The sequence below is a fragment of the Streptomyces sp. SLBN-8D4 genome (assembly GCF_049739545.1).
In the GTDB taxonomy this organism is placed as follows: domain Bacteria; phylum Actinomycetota; class Actinomycetes; order Streptomycetales; family Streptomycetaceae; genus Streptomyces; species Streptomyces canus_C.
On sequence record NZ_JBMGQC010000001.1, the window covers coordinates 6,077,766 to 6,097,190 of the forward strand.

Annotated in this window: 18 protein-coding genes and 1 tRNA gene; 10 read left to right on the plus strand and 9 right to left on the minus strand. The window is 71.6% G+C overall.

The genetic code is table 11. The features are described 5' to 3' along the window. Positions 1 to 72: 72 nt before the first annotated feature. Positions 73 to 1,356 carry a M6 family metalloprotease domain-containing protein gene (locus RKD20_RS27675; RefSeq protein ID WP_424880064.1) on the plus strand — a complete coding sequence of 428 codons (1,284 nt, stop codon included), beginning with the start codon at positions 73 to 75 and terminating at the stop codon, positions 1,354 to 1,356. A gap of 302 nt (positions 1,357 to 1,658) precedes the next feature. On the opposite strand, the gene RKD20_RS27680 is transcribed toward RKD20_RS27675, so the two are convergent. From RKD20_RS27680 to RKD20_RS27710, 7 genes are all read right to left on the minus strand, one after another. Then, positions 1,659 to 1,732 (minus strand) — tRNA-Lys (locus tag RKD20_RS27680). Beyond that, complete coding sequence (locus RKD20_RS27685) at positions 1,723 to 2,310, minus strand: bifunctional DNA primase/polymerase (RefSeq protein ID WP_424880065.1); 588 nt, start codon at positions 2,308 to 2,310, stop codon at positions 1,723 to 1,725. Before RKD20_RS27685 ends, RKD20_RS27680 begins: the two co-directional genes overlap by 10 nt. 111 nt (positions 2,311 to 2,421) lie before the next feature. Further along, positions 2,422 to 2,790 (minus strand): hypothetical protein, encoded by a 369-nt coding sequence (locus tag RKD20_RS27690; RefSeq protein WP_020123292.1) that lies wholly within the window; start codon positions 2,788 to 2,790, stop codon positions 2,422 to 2,424. Positions 2,791 to 2,907: 117 nt separating this feature from the next. Further along, positions 2,908 to 4,260: an AAA domain-containing protein gene (locus RKD20_RS27695; protein ID WP_424880066.1), complete on the minus strand. Its 1,353-nt coding sequence runs from the start codon at positions 4,258 to 4,260 to the stop codon at positions 2,908 to 2,910. Beyond that, positions 4,257 to 5,849 (minus strand): hypothetical protein, encoded by a 1,593-nt coding sequence (locus RKD20_RS27700; protein ID WP_424880067.1) that lies wholly within the window; start codon positions 5,847 to 5,849, stop codon positions 4,257 to 4,259. The genes RKD20_RS27695 and RKD20_RS27700 overlap by 4 nt, the downstream gene beginning before the upstream one ends. Then, complete coding sequence (locus RKD20_RS27705) at positions 5,840 to 6,961, minus strand: hypothetical protein (protein ID WP_424880068.1); 1,122 nt, start codon at positions 6,959 to 6,961, stop codon at positions 5,840 to 5,842. Before RKD20_RS27705 ends, RKD20_RS27700 begins: the two co-directional genes overlap by 10 nt. Continuing rightward, complete coding sequence (locus RKD20_RS27710) at positions 6,912 to 7,865, minus strand: phosphatase PAP2 family protein (protein ID WP_424880069.1); 954 nt, start codon at positions 7,863 to 7,865, stop codon at positions 6,912 to 6,914. The genes RKD20_RS27705 and RKD20_RS27710 overlap by 50 nt, the downstream gene beginning before the upstream one ends. Positions 7,866 to 8,074: 209 nt before the next feature. Between RKD20_RS27710 and RKD20_RS27715 the strand changes: the two genes are divergently transcribed. Next, positions 8,075 to 8,671, plus strand: a complete 597-nt coding sequence (locus tag RKD20_RS27715; protein ID WP_424880070.1) for a histidine phosphatase family protein — start codon at positions 8,075 to 8,077, stop codon at positions 8,669 to 8,671. 145 nt (positions 8,672 to 8,816) lie between these two features. Here RKD20_RS27715 and RKD20_RS27720 read toward each other — a convergent pair whose 3' ends face one another. Then, the gene (locus RKD20_RS27720) at positions 8,817 to 10,238 is read right to left on the minus strand and encodes a tetratricopeptide repeat protein (protein WP_424880071.1); all 1,422 of its coding nucleotides are present in this window, start codon (positions 10,236 to 10,238) and stop codon (positions 8,817 to 8,819) included. Between the two features lie 265 nt (positions 10,239 to 10,503). Between RKD20_RS27720 and RKD20_RS27725 the strand changes: the two genes are divergently transcribed. Continuing rightward, the gene (locus RKD20_RS27725; RefSeq protein WP_424880072.1) at positions 10,504 to 10,884 is read left to right on the plus strand and encodes a hypothetical protein; all 381 of its coding nucleotides are present in this window, start codon (positions 10,504 to 10,506) and stop codon (positions 10,882 to 10,884) included. Positions 10,885 to 10,950: 66 nt separating this feature from the next. Next, positions 10,951 to 11,820 carry a spermidine synthase gene (locus RKD20_RS27730; RefSeq protein WP_424880073.1) on the plus strand — a complete coding sequence of 290 codons (870 nt, stop codon included), beginning with the start codon at positions 10,951 to 10,953 and terminating at the stop codon, positions 11,818 to 11,820. 9 nt (positions 11,821 to 11,829) lie between these two features. Here RKD20_RS27730 and RKD20_RS27735 read toward each other — a convergent pair whose 3' ends face one another. Further along, on the minus strand, positions 11,830 to 12,339 hold the full coding sequence (locus RKD20_RS27735; protein WP_424880074.1) for a hypothetical protein: 510 nt from the start codon (positions 12,337 to 12,339) through the stop codon (positions 11,830 to 11,832). A 98-nt stretch (positions 12,340 to 12,437) separates the two neighbouring features. On the opposite strand from RKD20_RS27735, the gene RKD20_RS27740 reads away from it, so the two are divergent. The 6 genes from RKD20_RS27740 (at position 12,438) to RKD20_RS27765 (ending at position 19,422) form a co-directional block, all read left to right on the plus strand. Continuing rightward, positions 12,438 to 13,142 (plus strand): response regulator transcription factor, encoded by a 705-nt coding sequence (locus tag RKD20_RS27740; protein WP_020123282.1) that lies wholly within the window; start codon positions 12,438 to 12,440, stop codon positions 13,140 to 13,142. After that, entirely contained in the window at positions 13,139 to 14,548 is a 1,410-nt protein-coding gene (locus RKD20_RS27745) for a sensor histidine kinase (protein WP_424880075.1), read from the plus strand. The genes RKD20_RS27740 and RKD20_RS27745 overlap by 4 nt, the downstream gene beginning before the upstream one ends. A gap of 74 nt (positions 14,549 to 14,622) precedes the next feature. Then, entirely contained in the window at positions 14,623 to 16,035 is a 1,413-nt protein-coding gene (locus tag RKD20_RS27750) for a cellulose binding domain-containing protein (protein ID WP_424880076.1), read from the plus strand. Between the two features lie 201 nt (positions 16,036 to 16,236). Beyond that, entirely contained in the window at positions 16,237 to 17,541 is a 1,305-nt protein-coding gene (locus RKD20_RS27755) for an ABC transporter substrate-binding protein (RefSeq protein ID WP_424880077.1), read from the plus strand. A gap of 13 nt (positions 17,542 to 17,554) precedes the next feature. Next, a complete protein-coding gene (locus tag RKD20_RS27760) occupies positions 17,555 to 18,532 on the plus strand; it encodes a carbohydrate ABC transporter permease (RefSeq protein ID WP_424880078.1) in 978 nt (325 codons plus the stop codon). Beyond that, positions 18,529 to 19,422 carry a carbohydrate ABC transporter permease gene (locus tag RKD20_RS27765; RefSeq protein ID WP_424880079.1) on the plus strand — a complete coding sequence of 298 codons (894 nt, stop codon included), beginning with the start codon at positions 18,529 to 18,531 and terminating at the stop codon, positions 19,420 to 19,422. Before RKD20_RS27760 ends, RKD20_RS27765 begins: the two co-directional genes overlap by 4 nt. Positions 19,423 to 19,425 lie beyond the last annotated feature (3 nt).

Here is a 19,425-nt window from a genome sequence, read left to right on the forward strand (position 1 = left end):
GGTCACGCCAACTCACTCGTCCGGTGCAGATAAACAGGGCGTATTGCGGCAAATCATCACAGGCTGGGTGCGGTGTCCCGTGAACCGCTCCCGGAGGTCCCGTTGCCGCGCTCGTTTCCGCGCACTTTCTCGCGTCCGCCCCTGCGCAGCACCGCCGCCGTGTTCACCACCATGGCGGCGCTCGCCGCCACCTCCCTGGTCACCGGGCCGTCGGTCGCCGGACCCTTCTCCTCGGAGCCCTGCGCCCTGGAACGCACCGAGGCCCATCACTCGGAGGGCCTGGACACCTGGAACAGCGCGTATCCGCGTCCGGCCCGCGCCCTCGACGCGGTGATGGTCTTCCTGTCCTTCCCGGACGCCCCGCCGATCACCACCCCGGCCCAGCTGACCGCCGATCACTTCCCGGCCACCACCCGCTTCTTCGACCGCGCCTCCTATGGCCGGTTCACCCTGCGCCCGCACCCGCTGCGGCACTGGATCCGGATGCCGCGCCCGTCGACCGCGTACGCCATACAGCGCGACTGGAGTGCCGCGGACCGGGGCGCCTACCTCCGGGACGCGCTCGCCGCGGCGGACGGGCAGGTCGACTTCTCGCGCTACGACGCCGTCTACTTCGTCGCCGACCCGGACGCGCCCGGCGTCGACTCGGACGCCACGAAGGTCGTCAACCTGGACGTGCCGCTGCGCGCCGACCGCACGGACATCCGCCGGGTCGTCACGGTCTTCGAGAAGCACCCTCCGGACCGTCTGGTGCTGGCCCACGAGACCGGGCACGTCTTCGACCTGCCGGACCTGTACCACCGGCCGATGGACGGCAAGGGCGACTGGGACACCTACGTCGGCGACTGGGACCTGATGGGCAGCCAGTTCGGGCTGGCCCCCGATCTGTTCGCCTGGCACAAGTGGAAGCTGGGCTGGCTGGAGCGGCGGCAGGTGACGTGCGTACGGGGGCCGAAGCCGTCGCGGCTGACGCTGGAGCCGGTCGAGGCCGGTCCCGACCGTGCCGGGATCTTCGGACTCGCGCGCGGCACGAAGCTCGCGGTCGTACCCACCGGGACCGACAGCGCGCTCGCCTTCGAGGCGCGCGAGGCGGTGGGCAGCGACGTGGCGGTCTGCCGGCAGGGCGTGCTGGTCTACCGCGTCCACAGCGGCGCCGCGTCCGGCGCCGGCCCCATCCAGGTGATCGACGCCCACCCCCGCACCGAGGCCTGCTGGGAGAACTCCGTCTACCCCCCACTCGCGGACGCCCCCGTCGACGTGGGCGAAAGCTTCAGGGTGCCGGGGCAGGACGTCCGCGTGAAGGTGACGGGACGGACGACCACGGGGGCGTTCGACGTGGAGATCGCGGTCGGGTGACTTCCTGGCCGGCGGCTCGGTGGGAGAGGGGGTGTGGGTGGCGGAGCCCCCACAACGCGCGGCGCAGCCGCGCAGGAACGACGATGGCGAGACCGGTTCGCGCTTTCCGCGAACAAGCCTCGCCATCGACAACGTGCGCCGCCAGGGACTCGAACCCCGGACCCGCTGATGCTGCGTCTTCCCGGGGGCCAACCCCCGGACCCCCGGCCGCGCCCGCCGGGCCCCGGCCTGTGTCCGGGGTACCGAGCGACTCGTCTCAACGCCGAAGGCCCCCCGCTTCCACGGAGGGCCTTCAGTGTCTGTGCGCCGCCAGGGACTCGAACCCCGGACCCGCTGATTAAGAGTCAGCTGCTCTAACCAACTGAGCTAGCGGCGCCTGCTGACGTCGTAGACCTTAGCATCCTGATCGGCCGGGGGAAAAATCGATATGCGCACGGCGGCGCGGGCCGCGCGGACGGCTGCCCAGAGCAGGATCTCCGGGCCCGGCAGCCAGGGCTGACGGGTGTCGGGGGCGACCAGCCAGCGTGAGGTCAGTGCGGATTTCGCGGCGCTGAGCGGGGCCGGGACGGTCACCGCGTCGCCGGTGCCGTGGCACAGCAGCGGCGGGATCGCCCCCGTGCGGCCGAACTCCTCCCACCGCAGCAGGGACGGCAGCCGCTGTGCCGTGCCCGGTGCCGCGAAGAGGAGCATCCGGCCCCGGAACGTGGCCACCGGCCCCGAGCCCGGACCCTCGTCCCACAGCCGGTCGAGCATCCGGCGCCCGAAGATCGCGGGAGCGCTGACCACGTCGAAGGCGGTGCCGCAGGGCAGGACGACCGGGGCGGCGGGGTGGTCCTCCCACAGCGACAGGGTGCTACGCGGATACGTTCCTGCCGAGGCGAGCCAGGCGGCCCCGTCCGCGGTGACGCCGCAGACGTCGAAGCGGTCGGTGAACGGTTCGTCGCGAGTGCTCATGCCGACTACATCTACGGGGCGTGAGAGGGCCGTTCCACAGGGTTGCGGGAAATCGGGACAGGAGGGGGCGGGGAGGGGTATCTTGCCCGCCTGGCATATGCCACACGGGATTCACACGGGGTCGGCGTGTCCCGCTCCGCCCTCCGCGCCGCGCAGCAGATCCCGGCCGAACTCGACCATCTTCTTCGCGTAGTCCTCGGTCCACTCGGCGCGCTCGGCGATGTCGGCCGTCGTGAGCCGGTCGAAGCGCCGGGGGTCGGCCAGCTGGGCCGCCGCCATCGCCTGGAACTCCACGGCACGGTCCGCCGCCGCGCGGAAAGCCTGCGCAAGCTCGGTGGACCGGGTCAGCAGCGCGCGCGGGTCGTCGATCGACTCCAGGTCGAAGAAGTGCTCCGGGTCGTCGGCCACCTGCGTGGGCTCGAACAGCAGGGGCGCGGGGCGCAGCCGCGGTTCGTTCCGACGCGGCGTGGGCTCCGCCATGTCTTCATCCTCCTCGTAGTCGTCCGTACCGACGGCCCGCCTGTGGAAGGGCCACCGTCCATTGTCCCGCGCCCGGGCAAGAGGGCGGGTCGCCTCCGGCGCATACCAAGGCCTACCTCACGGCCGCCACGCCACCCGGTGTTCCGCCAGCCGTGCGAGTACCGCGTGGTTGGCCTCCCAGCCGTCCGGGAACTTCACCAGCGTTCCCAGCTGGACCGGTTCCGTGGACGGGTAGTCGTCCAACAGGTCGCTCACGCCCGCCCGGCACACCACGATGCAGGCGTGGCGGTGCCGGGAGGCCAGGACGCACAGGCGGCCCGTCTCCAGGTGGAAGGCGGTGGCGTCGGGGCGGCCGGAGAGCGGGTGGAGGACGACCGTGACGTCGTACTCGCGGCCCTGGAGACGGTTCGCCGTGTCGACGGTGACGTCCGTGACGCCGAGGTCGGCCAGCGCCGCGCGGACCGCCGCCGCCTGGTCCCGGTGCGCCGTGCCCACCGCGATGCGGTCGGCCGTCAGCGGCGCGGGGTCCGGTGAGCGCTCCGACGTGGCCGCCCCGCCCCGGTCGAGAAGACGCCGTACGACGCTCGCGACGGCCCGTACCGCCTCCGGGTCCGTGCGCGGGGTGTGCCGGGCCGGCAGCTCCAGCAGACCCCAGCCGGACTCCGCCGCCGCGTCGATGACCCGGTCGGGCCCGGAGCCGTCCGAGGGGACCGCGAAGGCGAGCCGGCGGTCGTCGTGGCCGGTGCCGCTGCGGAAGGGCGTGTACGGGTAGAAGGCGTCCGAGACCAGGGGCGCGGCCGAGGCGGGGAGCCGCCAGGACACCGGCAGCCGGTGCTGGGGCAGCTCGGGGTTGTGGGCCAGCAGGGTCGTCACCGCCGAGGCCGAGGGGTCGTACGACAGCCCCGCCCACTGCTCGCTGCCCACGATCGCGAACGGGTCCAGCTGCCCGGGGTCGCCCACGAACAGCGCCCGCTCGAACAGTCCCGCCACCGCCAGCAGCGCGTCCGAGCGCATCTGGTACGCCTCGTCGACGATCGCGTGCGCCCAGGGCTCGTCGGCCTTCACATGCCCCCACTTGGCGGCCGTGGAGATCACGACGGGCAGCCCGGTCAGGTCACCCGCCTTCGCCGACTTGCGGACCTGGGGCAGGTCGTCCAGCGCCTTGTCGTACGGGTCGGCGTCACTGCTGTGCAACCGCCCTACCGGCAGCTCGGGGTTCTTCTCGGCGAGCCGGAGGACCAGGTCGTCCACCTGGGCGTTCGTCTGTGCGACCACCATCAACGGGCGTCCCGCGTCGGCCAGTTCGAGTGCCGCGCGGACGACGAGGGTGGACTTCCCGGCGCCGGGCGGGGAGTCGACGACGACTCCGCGGTGGGTGCCGTGCAGGGTGTCGCGGAGGATCGCGTCGGTGGCCCGGCCGGCCTCGGCACCGGGGTCGAAGGCCCGGGGGCCCCTGGCCTGGGTGGTCACAGGACGTCCTCCGGGGTCAGGGGGTCGGCACTCTCCTGCACGGCCTCACCGGGCGGCCCGCCGTGCGTCCACGGGGTGTCCTCCGGGTCGGGCAGCTTCGCGCCGCCGCGCTGCTCGTGCTCGAAGAGCGTGAAGCACACCCGGTCGCCCTTCTCGGGGACCGACCCGGTCTCCGGCTCCTTGCCGCGGCCCATCTTGTCGAGGATCTTGAGGACGACCAGCGCGCCCTCCTCCTCGGACCCCACGAACTCGGCCGACTGCGGCTTGCCTCCCAGCGAGCGGTACACCTTGGCCCGCTCGCCCAGATGCGGCCGGTCGTCGGTCCGTACGGTCACCAGCGGGCGCGGGCTCGGCCGCTTGCCCTCGCTGTACGTCATGACGACGTCCGTGACCTCCCCGGCGAACGCCTCACCGGCCAACCGCCGCCCGGCCATCACCAGCGGGTCGTCGAGTGCCTCCTGCGCCTCAAGGCGGGCCTGTTCGCGCTCACGCGCGGCGAGTTTGTTGGCGGCGGTGACAGCGTCGTCGCGGCGCGGCTGCGGGGGCTCGCCGGCCACGACCCGGTCGCGGTGGCTCGTGAACGACCAGCGGTCGCGCGTCCACCGCTCCTCGACATGCGCTCCCTCGGGCAGCGCCCGCAGCAGGTCCACGCCGCGCCACACCGCGTCCCAGGTGGGGCGGGTGCGACTCGCGACGAGGGCGCGGATCTCCTGCTCGGCCGCGGTGAGCGCGCCGAGCCGGTCGTCGGCCTCCAGACCGTCCTCGGCGGCGGCGAGGGCGGTACGCGCGCGGTCGTAGCGCTCGAAGGCGGGGGCGAGCAGCTTGTTGTCGAACGCCGGGTCGGTGGCGGGACCGGCCGGCGGGTGCAGCAGCTGGCCGCGGTCGTCCCGGGTCAGCTCGGCCTCCAGGGCGGCCTCGGCGCCCGTCCGCCCCTGCGGGGGGTCGATCCAGGCGAGCAGCGCGCCCAAGTGCTGGTCCTCCAGCGTGGACTGGCCGGTGGACCAGTGCCGGCCCAGCACGTCCGTCATCGCGAGCAGCAGCGCGGAGCCCGGCACCCGGGCCCGCTCCCCGAAGTGGGTCAGCCACCGGCCCAGCAACGGCACCCGGGGCGGGGCCGGGTACGGGGTCTCCGGGTCCTGCTCCGCCGTACGCCGAAAACGCATGGAGCGCCCTAGCAGCCGTACGAAATCGACGCCCGCGCGGCTCGGCAGGATCAGCTGGGGGGCGTCCGCGCACAGCTCGACCTCGACCTTGATCCGCTTGCCGGTCTCCGGATCGGTCTCGTTGCGCTCGGCGGCCTCCACCGACTCGGCGTACCCGTCGACGTACGGCAGCACGATGTCCGCCAGTTCCGCGAGGAACGCGAACCTGAGGTCGCGGTCCCGGGGCTGCGGTACGACCAGGAGGTGCGGGGCGTCCCGGTCGGTGCCCACGAGCGCGCCGAGCGGGGCACCGGCCTCGCCCGCGGTGGTGAGCGGGACCAGGACGAGGGGCCGGTCGGAGAGGTGCCGGTGGAGGACGGTCGCGGCGGGCTGGGCGCGGCCGGTGCTGACGGCTTCCAGCCGGGCAAGCGTGGCGATCAGCGACATGCGGTCACCCCCAGCGCCTCCGCGCGCAGTTCCGCCGCTCTGCGCAGGGCCGCCACCGCCGGGTCGTCCGGGTCGCCGGCCTCGCCGCGGGCCGCCGCCAGGACCTCCTCGACCGTCGTCAGACCGCCCAGCTCCGCACGCACCGAGCGGCCCAGCGAGGTCACCGCGCCGGCCGCGCGGGAGCGGTCCCGGCAGTGGAAGGCCAGTTCGCACGCGGACAGGCACTCGGGGGCGTAGGTCGCCGGGACCGACTCGACCGCGGCGGTCAGTTCGGCGGCGGGCAGGTCGGGGGCGAAGCAGGTGCCCTCGGGCAGGGCTTCGGCGATGTCCTCGACGCGGGTGAGGCGGGTCAGCTGGCGGGCGGTGACCGCGCGCTGCTTGCGGATGTCGACGGCCGAGGCGGTGGGCAGGTTGGAGAAGTCCTTGGGGCAGACCAGCAGGACCCGGTGGCGGACCCGCGGAGCCGGGTCCAGGCGGGCGGCGACCTCCTCCAGCGCGAGGACGTACACCGCGGCCTGGCGGGCGGCCGCGCCCACCTTCGAGGGGTCCGCCGAACCGTCCAGCATCGGGAAGGACTTGATCTCCACGACCGTCCAGCTGCCGTCCGGGTGCACGACCACCGCGTCCGGCTCCAGGAAGGCGGGGGAGCCGGCGACGTCGAGCGCGAGCATGGGGTGGTCGAGCAGCGTCCACCCCTGTGTCCCGGAGGCCTCGCGCAGGGCGAGGGCCGTCCGCGCGGTACGGCCCTCGGGGCCGATCGCGGTGAGGTCGGGGACATGCGCCTCGGTGGGCGGCTCGGCCCTGCGGTCCAGGCGCTCGTGCACCAGCCGCAGCAGCTCCGCGCCGCCGTCCGCCTTGACCTTGGCCTCGAAGGCGTTGCCCCGGGTCAGGGCGAACTGCGACTGCCCGAAGGCGGACGGCGAGCCCAGCGCGCTCGCCAGCGCCGTCTTGTTCACCCCGGCGCCGTCGAGGATCGCGCGCCGCTTGCAGCCGGGGTTCGCGGCGAGCGCCGCCAGGGCGCGCGCGTCCAGTGCCTTCGCCGGTACCTCGGGTCCGCGCAGCTCAGCGAGCCGCTGCCGGAGCGCCGTCCCCCGCGTCCGTGGGAGCGGCACTGGGCTCGGCTCCGCCTGGGAAGCGTGACTCGCGCTGCCGTGGAATGTGCTCACTCGCGGAAGTCTGGCATCCGCCACTGACAATTGAGGTCTCTGTGTCCCGAGAGGCGACGGAAACGGTGGCCAGCCGGGCACGGACTCCCGCCGTGGCCCGCTCCGCCGCCCGGCTGACGTACGGGGCGAGCAGGAACCCGAGCCCCATCACCACCGCGCCCGCGACCGCGTCGAGGAAGTAGTGGTTCGCGGTGCCCATGACCACCAGGGTGGTGATCAGCGGGTAGGCGACGGCCGCGGCCTTCGTCGTACGCGTCCTGCCGTAGCGCCACAGCATCACCCCGCACCACAGAGCCCAGCCGACGTGCAGGCTCGGCATGGCCGCGTACTGGTTCGTCATGCCGCCCATGCCCCGCGGGGCGCTCGCCTCGCCGCCCCACCAGCCGTACGAGCTGTACTGGGCCATGGTGTCGACGAAGCCGTGGCTCGCCGAGAGGAGGCGGGGCGGGCAGGTCGGCAGCAGGGTGAAGCCGATCAGGCCCATGAACGTGGACGTCATCAGCCAGGTGCGGGCCGCGCGGTAGTGCACGGCACGCGAGCGGAAGAGCCAGATCAGGACGGCCGGTGTGACCAGGTAGTGCAGCGAGGCGTACCAGAAGTCGGCCGGTACGCCGATCCAGGTCTGGCTGGTGAAGAGCCGGTTGAGCGGGTGCTCGGCGTTGAGGCGCAGGACCTTCTCGACCTTGAGGATCGCCAGGCCGTGGTCCACGGCGCCGGTGACGTCGCCCCTGGCGAGGAGCCGGCCGGCGCTGTAGCAGGCGTACACCAACAGGATCAGGGGCAGCTCGGTCCACCAGCGCAGCCGTGTCCGCGGGACTGCCTCGGTGCCTGGTGTCTCGGTCAGCGGCATCCGATCCTGTCCCCCTTCGTTTCGCGCGGCGTCCGGCGGTCCTTGTCCGGGGGTGCCACTTTACGGCGTATGTGCGGGCCCCTGTGGAGTGCCCCCACGCAGCGCCTTCGGTCCACGAAGACGCTGAGAACGCCCGTCGGGTTGCCCTCCCACAGGGTGCGCGATGATGGAGGCGTTCCGCCTCCGCTTTCCCCCGGAAAGGTTTCTCCATGGCACCGCGCATCCTGCTGGCCCGGCACGGACAGACCGAGTGGTCGCTGTCCGGCAAGCACACCGGCAGGACCGACGTGCCGCTCCTGGAGGAGGGCCGGCGGGGCGCCAAGCTGCTCGGCGAGCGGCTGCACCGGGCCCCGTACGACGGCCTTCCCGGGGTGGAGACACGCACCAGCCCGCTGGCACGCGCGCGGGAGACCTGCGAACTCGCCGGGTTCGGGGAGCGGGCGGCCACCTGGGACACGCTCATGGAGTGGGACTACGGCACGTACGAGGGCATGACCCCGGAAGAGATCCAGGCGGTGCGGCCGGGCTGGCTGATCTGGCGGGACGGGGTTCCCGAGGGGGAGTCCCTGGCGGAGATCACTTCTCGCGCGGACGAGGTCGTCGCGTGGGCGCGCTCGGCGGACCGGGATGTGCTGGTCTTCGCCCACGGGCACATCCTGCGGTCCATCGGGGCGCGGTGGCTGGGGTTGCCGGTTGCCTTCGCGGCACGGATACGGCTTAATCCGACGTCCCTTTCGGTGCTCGGCTGGGCTTATGGGGAGCCCGCGATCGAGAGCTGGAACGACCTGGGGCACCTGGGTTCGTAGCCAGGTGCCGGTGCGTCGTGGCTGGTCGCGCAGTTCCCCGCGCCCCTGAGTGGGTACAGCTGGGCAGGCCGTGACTGCACCGACCTAGGGGCGCGGGGAACTGCGCGACCAGCCCCCACCGGCCCGCAGCCGAAGAACAAAGCCGTCACGCAGACCTCGGCGTCGACGCGTGGCGTTCCAGGAACGCCGACACCCCCGAAGCCCGCCGGTGCGGCAACAGCACCCTCGCCGTCGCCGCCAGCATCGTCTGGATGCGGGACGACTGGACCTCGCCCAGCAGCTCCAGCACTCGCAGCCCCGCCGCCGCCCCCTCGTCCGGGTGGCCGCCGCGGGCCAGGTCGTCGGCGAGCTCGGCCGTGTACAGCGCGATGTTGCGGGTGAAGTGCGGGTCCTGGAGATCCGCCGCGCGGCGCGCGTGCCGGGCGGCCCGGCGCCAGTCGCCCAGCGTGGACCAGCACTGCGCCTCCAGGCCCTCCAGCTCGGCCTCGCCGTAGAAGCTCATCCACTCGGGGTCGGCGTCCGAGTGGCCCCGCTCGAAGTAGGCCTGCGCGCGGACAAGCGCCTGCTCGCACCCGGTGCGGTCGGCGAGACCCGCCCAGCCGCCCGCCTCGCGCAGCGCGAGCAGCGACATGAGCCGGGCCGAACCCAGGGGCCGGGCGACCCGCTGGGCTGCCTGCGCGGCCCGTACCGCCTCCCGCGGCCGTCCCGCGTCGCGCGCGAGGAAGGCGGTGTTGCAGAAGGCGTGCGCCTCCAGGGCGTCGTCACCGGTCACCCGGGCCGTCGCGAGGGCCTCCGCGTAGTGCGAGCGGGCGTCGTCGAACCGCCCGGAGTCGTGCGCGAGCCAGCCCACCGAGATGGCGAGTTCACCCGCACCCGAGTGCAGCCGGTCGGCGGTCGTCTGCCGGGTCGCGCCGGCGTCCAGGAGCGCGTAGGCGGCGCGCAGGGGAGCCGCCGCGCGCTGGTACAGGCCGTCGGCGCCGTGCCGGTCGTCGAGCAGCCGGATCCTGCGCACGGCCTCTTCCAGGGCACCCGCCTCGCCCGTCCCGGCGCGGCGGACGGGCCGTCCGGCGGGCGCGGCGTCGAGCGCGAGCCCGATGGGGCCCAGTGAGGCGGCGGCGACCGTGGCGCCCCCGCCGGTCATGAATGCGCGACGCAGCACGTCGCTCTCCTCGTTGTCGTACGTCTCGTCGGGGTCCTGCGTGTCCTGCGTGTCCTGCGTGTCCTGCGTGTCATACGGCTCGTACGTCCCCTGTGTCTCACTCGCGGGGCGCCCCCGGCGTCCGCGTACGGAGGCACGGGAGGCGAAGCCCAGGTCGGAGAGCGTGCGGCCGGGGAACATGTGCAGGAACACCCGTTCGTACGCGTAGTTGGGGCAGCGGATCTCGCCCGCCTCGACGCGGCCCACATAGCGTGCGTCGCAGCTGACGCTCTCGCCGATCTCGCGCGCGGCCCGTCGCACCGCCGCGGCGAACTCGGCCGGCGAGCGCTGTCCGCGCAGGCGCCGGAACGCGAGGTTCGGTCTCGGTGGTGTGGGGGACTGGGACGAGGTCACCATTGACGACGCCATGGCCGGGTCCTCTCGTGCGAACCGTCGAACCATGCCGGGGGTGAGGCGAGTTGACTGGTTTGTCAGTGTGACGCCCTGTTTCCGGCGGGCAAGAACGTACCTGGTGTGTCCGGGTCCCCATGCGGGGTTTGGCTACAAACCGGATATCTCATCCGGGATCCGCCATGAACTGCCATCCTTTGCGGCGGACTTTCGCCGTAGCCGTTGACGTCGGCGCGCGTTGAACTGCCCGGAGTCGGACGAGGGTTCCTTGGTGGAGGCCGCGATGGAGATCAGCCGGAGCGTCAATCCCTGCACGCCGGTGTCGTGCGACGTGGTCACGGTGCCGACGCGACACGGCCTGGAGGCCGTCGACATCCTGCGGCGGGGGGTGAGTGAGGGCGTCGGGCCCGTGCTGCACGACGACGGTGGCCAGACCTTGGGGTTCCTGGTGCCGCCGGGGACGGCGGCGGGCTGGGACGTGCCGGGGAGCACCTGCACGGAGACCGCCGGCCGGGGGCTGCGGCTGACTCCGGAGCCGCCCGTGGAGGGGTCGGACTGGCTGCTGCCGCCGAGGGACGCGGATCTGGCGACGGACCCCGCGGTGCTGCGGGCGGCACTGGGCGAGGCGGCGAGACTGATCGAGGCCGCGGACAATTGCCGTTGACCGGCAGCTGCCCGCTCCCACCGGCCCGCGGACGCGGGAAGGCCTTGCGCCGCGGATAATGGCGTAGTGGGTAAGTCCAAGAGTTCTCGCCGTGGAAGCCCGGCCGCCGAAGCCGTCGTCGAACCCGTCGACGGCGGTCTCGCCCAGCTCATCCCCGACCGGGAGCGCACGCACGCGTGGACGCTGCTCATCGACGGTGCCCCCCAGTCCCACGTCGACCTCGACGACCCGCGCCACCTCTCCTTCGAGTACCAGCGCCGGCTCGGCCACGTCATCGACCTGGTCGCGCCCGCCAACAAGCCCGTGCACGCCGTACACCTCGGCGGAGGCGCGTTCACCCTCGCCCGGTACCTCGCCGCCACCCGCCCCCGCTCCACCCAGCAGGTCGTCGAGCGGGACGCGGCACTCGTCCAACTGATCCGGCAGAAGCTCCCGTTGGAACCGACCGCGCGCATACGCGTGCGGTCCGTCGACGCCCGCGAGGGTCTCGCCAAGGTCGCCGACGGATGGGCCGATCTCGTCATCGTCGACGTGTTCAGCGGAGCCAGGACCCCGGCACACCTCACCTCCACCGAGTTCCTCGACGAGGTCCGAAGGGCGCTCAGGCCGGGCGGTCTCTACGCCGCCAACCTCGCCGACGGACCGCCGCTCGCCCATCTCCGCGGCCAGATCGCCACCGCCGCCGCCCGCTTCCCCGAGCTCGCCCTCGTCGCCGACCCGACGGTCCTGCGCGGCAAACGCTTCGGCAACGCCGTACTCGTCGCCTCCGACACCCCGCTGCCGATCGCGGAACTGACCCGCCGGGCCGCCTCCGACCCGCACCCCGGCCGTGTCGAACACGGCAAGGCGCTCCGCGACTTCACCGGAGGGGCCGTACCCGTGACGGACGCCGAGGCGGTGGCCTCCCCGGTGCCGCCCGCGTCCGTGTTCAGATGACCCGGTGAGTCAGTAGGTGCCGATCTCCACCCGCGGCGGGCCGTCGTGCCAGGTGCAGAACACCGACACCCGGTCCGCGCCCGAGGCGAACTCCACCCGGATCCACGACTCCGTCTTCCACACCTGCATCGACCAGCCGGTGCCGGGCGTCGCGGACACCAGGGTCGCCGACTTCTCACCGAGGTCGAAGACCGCGCGGCCGCCGTCGGTGTCATAGCTCCTGACCTGACCGGAGGCGGTGGGGGAGGGGCTCTTCGAGGAGGGCGCCGGGCCGGCGGTCGCGGAACTCGGCGTCGGTGCCGGGCTCTTCGGCGGGGTCGCCCGCTCGGTCCGTGACGGCGTCGGGGACGCCAGCGGCTTCGACTCCTGCGTGGTCGCCTCGGCCGCCGTGATGGGCAGCGCGCGCGGCGGATCGTAGGCCGTGCCCGCCATGACCGTGTGGACACCCCACCAGGACAGCGTGACCGCCGCGCCCGTGGCGAGCAGCCAGGCCAGTACGTGTACGAGTCCTCTGCGCATCGCCCGCCATACTGCCTCACGCGTCCCACCGGCCGCACCCGGACTGAGTTGTCCACAGGCCCCGACCGTGCTCGCCCGAATCGCGTACGGTGCGGCGCATGGCAAGTGTGCTCGTGGTCGAGGACGACCAGTTCGTTCGTTCGGCGCTCATCCGGCACCTGACCGACGCGGCACACACCGTGCGCAGCGTCGGGACGGCGCTGGAGGCGCTGCGCGAGGTCGCCCATTTCCGTTTCGACGTGGTGATCCTGGACCTCGGTCTGCCCGATCTCGACGGGTCCGAGGCCCTGAAGATGCTGCGCGGGATCACCGACGTCCCGGTCATCATCGCCACCGCGCGGGACGACGAGACGGAGATCGTCCGCCTGTTGAACGCCGGGGCGGACGACTACCTCACCAAGCCCTTCTCGGTCGAGCACCTCTCCGCCCGGATGGCCGCCGTCCTACGACGGTCCCGGGCCGCCGGAGGCGACGCGCCGCCCGAGACCGTGCTGCGCGTCGGCGGCCTGAGCGTCGACCCGCTGCGCCGCCAGGCCGAACTGGACGGCGTCCGACTCGACCTCACCCGCCGCGAGTTCGACCTGCTCGCCTTCCTGGCCGCCCGGCCCGGGGTGGTCGTCCCGCGCAAGGAACTCCTCGCGGAGGTCTGGCAGCAGTCCTACGGCGACGACCAGACCATCGACGTCCATCTCTCCTGGCTCCGGCGCAAGTTGGGCGAGACGGCAGCACAGCCCCGCTATCTGCACACCCTGCGGGGCGTCGGCGTGAAGCTGGAACCACCGGGCGGGGGGCTGCCGCTGTGAGATGGGCTCTGGTCAAGGTCTGCCTGGCGGTCACCACCATGGTCGTGGTCGCCTTCGCCGTCCCGCTCGGCCTCGTCATCAAGGAGATGGCCCGGGACCGCGCGTTCTCCAACGCCGAGCGGCAGGCGGCCGCCGTCGCCCCCGCCCTGTCCATCACCACCGACCGCGACCAGCTGGAGCGGGTCGTCGCGTCCGCGGGCTCGGACTCCGGGATGGCCGTCCACATACCGGCCGACGGTGCGGGACGAAGCGCTCAGAAGGCCGTGGACATCGGACGGCGGCGGGCCGCCGCCGACGACATCGCGACCGTGCGCCGGCTGGGCCGCGCCTCCACCACCGAGGTGCCCGGCGGCTCCACCCTCCTGCAGCCGGTCGCGCTCAGCTCCGGCAAGATCGCCGTCGTCGAGGTGTACGTCCCCGAGTCCGAGGTGAGCAACGGCGTCGCGACCGCCTGGGCGGTGCTCGCCGGCGTCGGCATCGCGCTCGTCGTCGGCTCGGTCGCGGTCGCCGACCGGCTCGGCGTCCGCATGGTGCAGCCCGCGCAGAAACTCGTCGAGGGCGCCCACGAGCTGGGCGAGGGGAAACTGGGGTCGAGGGTGCCGGAAGAAGGGCCGACCGAACTCCGGTTGGCAGCCGTCGCGTTCAACTCCATGGCCGACCAGGTCGTCCAACTGCTCGCGAACGAACGGGAACTGGCCGCCGACCTGTCCCACCGGCTGCGCACCCCGCTGACCGTGCTGCGGCTCAACGCGGCCTCGCTCGGGGACGGTCCGGCCGCCGAGCAGACCCGGGCCGCGGTCGCGCAGCTGGAGCGCGAGGTCGACACCATCATCCGTACCGCCCGGGAGGCCAAACCGCAGACCGCGGCCGCCGGGCCCGGCGCCGGGTGCGACGCGGCCGAGGTGGTCCGCGAGCGGATGGGGTTCTGGTCGGCGCTCGCCGAGGACGAGGGCCGCAAGTGGCGGGTGGCCGGCACCGAGCGGCCGGTGCGGATACCCGTGGCCCGGGCGGACCTCGCGGCCGCCCTCGACGCCCTGCTCGGCAACGTCTTCCGGCACACCCCGGAGGGCACGGCCTTCGCTGTCGACGTGCACAACGGCGAGGACGCGGTGATCGTGCTCGTCTCCGACGCGGGTCCCGGCATCCGCGACCCCGAGGCCGCCATGGCCCGCGGCCGGGGGTCCGGCAGCGCCGGGTCGACCGGGCTCGGGCTCGACATCGTCCGACGGCTCGCCGAGGGGACGGGCGGGGACGTACGGATCGGCTCGTCGGTGCTGGGCGGCACCGAGGTGCGGGTCTGGATCCAGCTGGACGGGCGGGAGCCGGTGCGCCGGGGACACCGGGTGCGCAGGCGCGGGACCGGCAGACTGGTCTCGACCTTTAACCGGCCCCGATCCCTTCCTTAAGCGCGCCCTAAGATCCTCAACGCCCGTCCTGATCAGGTCATTTGCCCGATTCGGGACCGCTAGCGTGCCACGCCATGAGCATCCATCGGCGCAGACTGAACGGCAGGAACAAGGCGATCGGCGGGGTGGTCGCCGCCGCCGTGGTGGGGACCGGCGCCGTCCTGTTGAGCGGGACCGCCCAGGCGGCCGGGATCGGTGCGGCGTACACGAGGACGAGTGCCTGGTCGACGGGGTACACCGCGCAGTACGTCGTCACCAACAACAGCGGTTCGGCCCAGAAGGACTGGAAGCTGGAGTTCGACCTGCCGGGCGGCTCCGCCCTCGGCTCCCTGTGGAACGGGGAGTCCACTGTGAGCGGGCGGCATGTCCTGGTGAAGCCGCCCCGGTGGGACACCGACGGTCTGGCCGCCGGTGAGTCGGTCACGGTCGGATTCGTGGTCGACGGCACGGGCGATCCCACCGGCTGTCTCGTCAACGACGGCGACTGCTCCACCGGCGGCAGCGACACCCCCACGTCCACCCCCACCACCACGTCCACACCCACCGCGACTCCGACCCCCACCGCCGCCCCCACCTCCACCGCTTCCCCCTCGAAGAGCGCCGGCTTCGCCCCCTACGTCGACACCTCGCTCTACCCCGCCTTCGACCTCCTCGCCGCCGCCGACGCCACCGGTGTGAAGGACTACCACCTCGCCTTCGTCACCGACGGGGGCGGCTGCACCCCCAAGTGGGGCGGGGTCACCGACCTGTCGAGCGACGCCGTGGCCGCGCAGATCGGCGCGCTGCGGACGAAGGGCGGTGACGTCCGGGTCTCCTTCGGCGGCGCCTCCGGCTCCGAGCTGGCCACGACCTGCTCCTCGGCGGACGCGCTGGCGGCGGCCTACGGCAAGGTCGTGGACGCGTACGGCCTCACCAAGGTCGACTTCGACGTGGAGGGCGGGGCACTGCCGAACACGACCGCGAACACCCGGCGCGCGCAGGCGATCGCGAAGCTCCAGGACCGGCACCCCGGCCTGGACGTCTCCTACACCCTGCCGGTGATGCCCGAGGGCCTCACCCAGGACGGGGTCGACCTGCTCGCGAACGCCAAGTCCAACGGCGTGGAGATCGGCACCGTCAACATCATGGCGATGGACTACGGGGCCTCGTACAGCGGGGACATGGGCACCTACGCCGAGCAGGCGGCCACCGCCACCCAGGCACAGGTCAAGGGCGTTCTCGGGCTGTCGGACAGCGCCGCCTGGAAGGCGGTCGGGGTGACGCCGATGATCGGGGTCAACGACGTGGCCTCGGAGATCTTCAAGGTGGACGACGCCACCCAGCTCGTGGCCTTCGCCAAGGCGAAGGGACTGGGCCTGCTGTCGATGTGGTCCGCCACCCGGGACAAGCAGTGCTCCGGCGGTGCGAAGCCCTCCGCCGACGCGAGCTGCAGCTCGGTCGTCCAGGCGCCGTTCGCCTTCTCGAAGGCCTTCGCCGCCTACAACTGAACCCCTCGACGACGATGCTCCTGGGTCACCGGTAGGCAGGGATGTCGGTCACGTTTCGACAAATCGAGTCGAAAGCTATTGACGCATGACCTGACATAACGCTGTCATTGCGCCACCGTGTTCGGTCAAGTTGGTTTCTGGTCGATTACGACTGGTCTCCGAATCCCTCCATGATCGAACCCCTGCCTTCAGGAGCCGTCCATGCGTGACCTCTCGTCCTCCCTTCCCTCGCCCAGCCGTCGTGGTCTGCTCAAGGGGGTGGGCGGTGCCGCCCTCCTCGGCGCGGGTATCCCGTTGCTGTCCGCCTGTGGCAGCAGCGGCAGCTCCAGCGACCCGAAGACCGTGAGCCTGGGGTCGAACGCGTCGGACGCGGTGCCGAAGAAGGCGTTCGCCGAGATCTACGCGGCCTTCAAGAAGCAGTCCGGGATCACGGTCGACGTGAACACCAAGGACCACAACACGTTCCAGGAGCAGATCAACTCCTACCTGCAGGGCACGCCGGACGACGTGTTCAACTGGTTCGCCGGGTACCGGATGCAGTTCTTCGCCGCGAAGAACCTCGCCTCCCCGATCGACGACGTGTGGGACAAGATAGGCGGCAACTTCCCGGACGCCATGAAGAAGCTGTCCAAGGGCGCGGACGGCAAGTACTACTTCGTGCCGCTGTACACGTACCCCTGGGCGATCTTCTACCGCAAGAGCGTCTTCCAGCAGCACGGCTACGAGGTCCCGACCACGTGGGACGCGTTCGTGACCTTGTGCAAGCAGATGAAGAAGGACGGCCTGGTCCCGATCGCGTTCGGCGACAAGGACGCCTGGCCGGCGATGGGCACCTTCGACCAGATCAACTTCCGCCTCAACGGCTACGACTTCCACGTCGAGCTGATGGCGGGCAAGGCCGCGTGGACCGACGCCAAGGTCAAGGCCGTCTTCGACCACTGGGCCGAGCTGCTGCCCTACCACCAGGACGGCTTCATGGGCCGCACCTGGCAGGACGCCGCCCAGACGCTGGTGTCCAAGAAGGCCGGCATGTATGTGCTGGGCTCGTTCGTGGCCCAGCAGTTCACCAACAAGGCGGACCTGGACGACCTGGACTTCTTCGCCTTCCCGGAGATCAACCCGGCGTACGGGCAGGACACCGTGGAGGCGCCCACCGACGGCTTCATGGTCTCCAAGGCGCCGAAGAACAAGGCCGGCGTCACCAAGCTGCTCGAGTACCTGGGCACCCCGGCGGCGGAGCAGATCTACCTCAAGGCCGACTCCAGTGTGGTGGCCGCCTCCAGCAAGGCCGACACCTCCTCGTACACGCCGCTGCAGAAGAAGGCGTACGAGATGATCTCCGGCGCCAAGAGCCTGACCCAGTTCATGGACCGCGACTCGCGCCCCGACTTCACCTCGACGGTGATGCAGCCCTCGCTGCAGAAGTTCCTCCAGAACCCCAAGGGCGTCGACAGTCTGCTGTCCTCGATCGAACGCCAGAAGAAGACGATCTTCGCGTCCTCCTGAGCTGAGCGGCTGAATGACTACCGACATCAACACGAAGAGCCCGGAGGCGGCCGCTGTGCCGCCTTCGGGCCCTGCCCCTGTCAAGCGGGTCCCGCAGGGCCACAAGCGCCTGCTGACCCGCCGTGACCGCATCACGCTCGCCTTCATGGCGGGCGTGCCCACGGTCCTGCACGTGGCCCTGGTCTGGGTCACCGCGCTGGCGTCCATCGCGCTGGCCTTCACCAGCTGGGACGGCATCGGTTTCGGCTCCATCAAGTGGGTGGGGCTGGACAACTTCAAGCAGTTGTTCAGCGACAACCCGCAGTTCTGGCCCGCGGTCGAGCACAACATCATCTGGTTCGTGGTGCTCATCCTGATCCCCACGCCGTTCGGTCTGTTCCTGGCCGTCCAGCTGGACAAGAACATCCGCTTCAGCCGGGTCTACCAGACGGCGTTCTTCCTGCCGGTCGTGGTCTCCCTCGCGGTCACCGGGTTCGTGTGGCAGCTGGTCTACAACCCCGACACCGGCCTGATCAACAGCCTCATCGGGGCCAACAAGCCCGGCCACTACATCGACTGGATCGGCGACCCCAAACTCAACCTGTGGGCCGTGCTGATCGCCGCGTCCTGGCGGCACACCGGCTACATGATGATCCTCTACCTGGCCGGCCTGAAGGGCGTGGACCCCTCCCTGCGGGAGGCCTCCTCGCTGGACGGCGCGAACGAGTGGCAGACGTTCAAGAACGTCATCTTCCCCACCCTGCGCCCCACCAACACCGTCGTCCTGGTCGTCACGATCATCGAAGCGCTGCGCGCCTTCGACCTGGTGTTCGTCTTCAACAAGGGTGCCCAGGGCACCGAACTGCTGTCGATCCTGATCACCAACAACATCATCGGTGAGTCCAGCCGGATCGGTTACGGCTCGGCGATCGCCGTGGTCCTGCTGGTCATCTCCCTCGCGGTCATCATCCCGTACCTGATCGCGACCTTCCGCAAGGAGCGCCGCGCATGAGCACCCTGACCGCCGGCGCCCCGGCGAAACAGCGCACCCCGCTGCGCCCGGCCCGGATCCTGCTGCACGTGTTCCTGGCCGGCACCGCGCTGGCCTGGCTCGCGCCGCTGCTGTGGGCCGTCCTCGCCGCCCTGCGCCCCTACTCGGAGACCAGCACCAAGGGCTACGTCTCCTGGCCCGACACCCTCAACTTCGACAACTTCAAGAACGCCTTCACCCAGTCCGACATGCTCCACTACTTCGGCAACACCCTGCTCATCGCGGTCCCGGCCGTGCTGATCACCCTGGTGCTGTCGTCGATGGTCGCCTTCTACGTCAGCCGTTTCGACTTCCGCCTCAACATCGCGCTGCTGCTCGTCTTCACCGCCGGCAACCTGCTGCCCCAGCAGGTCATCATCACCCCGCTGTACCGCCTGTACCTGCTGGTGGATCTGCCGGGGATCACGATGAGCGGGAAGCTGTACGACTCCGCGCTCGGGCTGGTGTTGATCCATGTCGCGTTCCAGTCCGGGTTCTGCGCCTTCGTTCTCTCGAACTACATGCGCATGCTCCCGCACGAACTGACCGAGGCCGCCCTCGTCGACGGCGCCTCCGTGTGGCGCCAGTACTGGCAGATCGTCCTGCCCCTGTGCAAGCCCGCGATGGCCGCGCTGGGCACCCTGCTGTCCATCTGGATCTACAACGACTTCTTCTGGGCCATCGTGCTGATCTCCACCGGCGAGAACATGCCGATCACCTCGGCCCTGAACAACCTCTCCGGCCAGTACTTCACCGACCCCAACCTGGTCGCCGCCGGCGCCCTGCTCACCGCGATCCCCACCCTGATCGTCTACTTCGTGCTCCAACGCCAGTTCGTCAGCGGACTGACCCTCGGCGCCAACAAGGGCTGACAG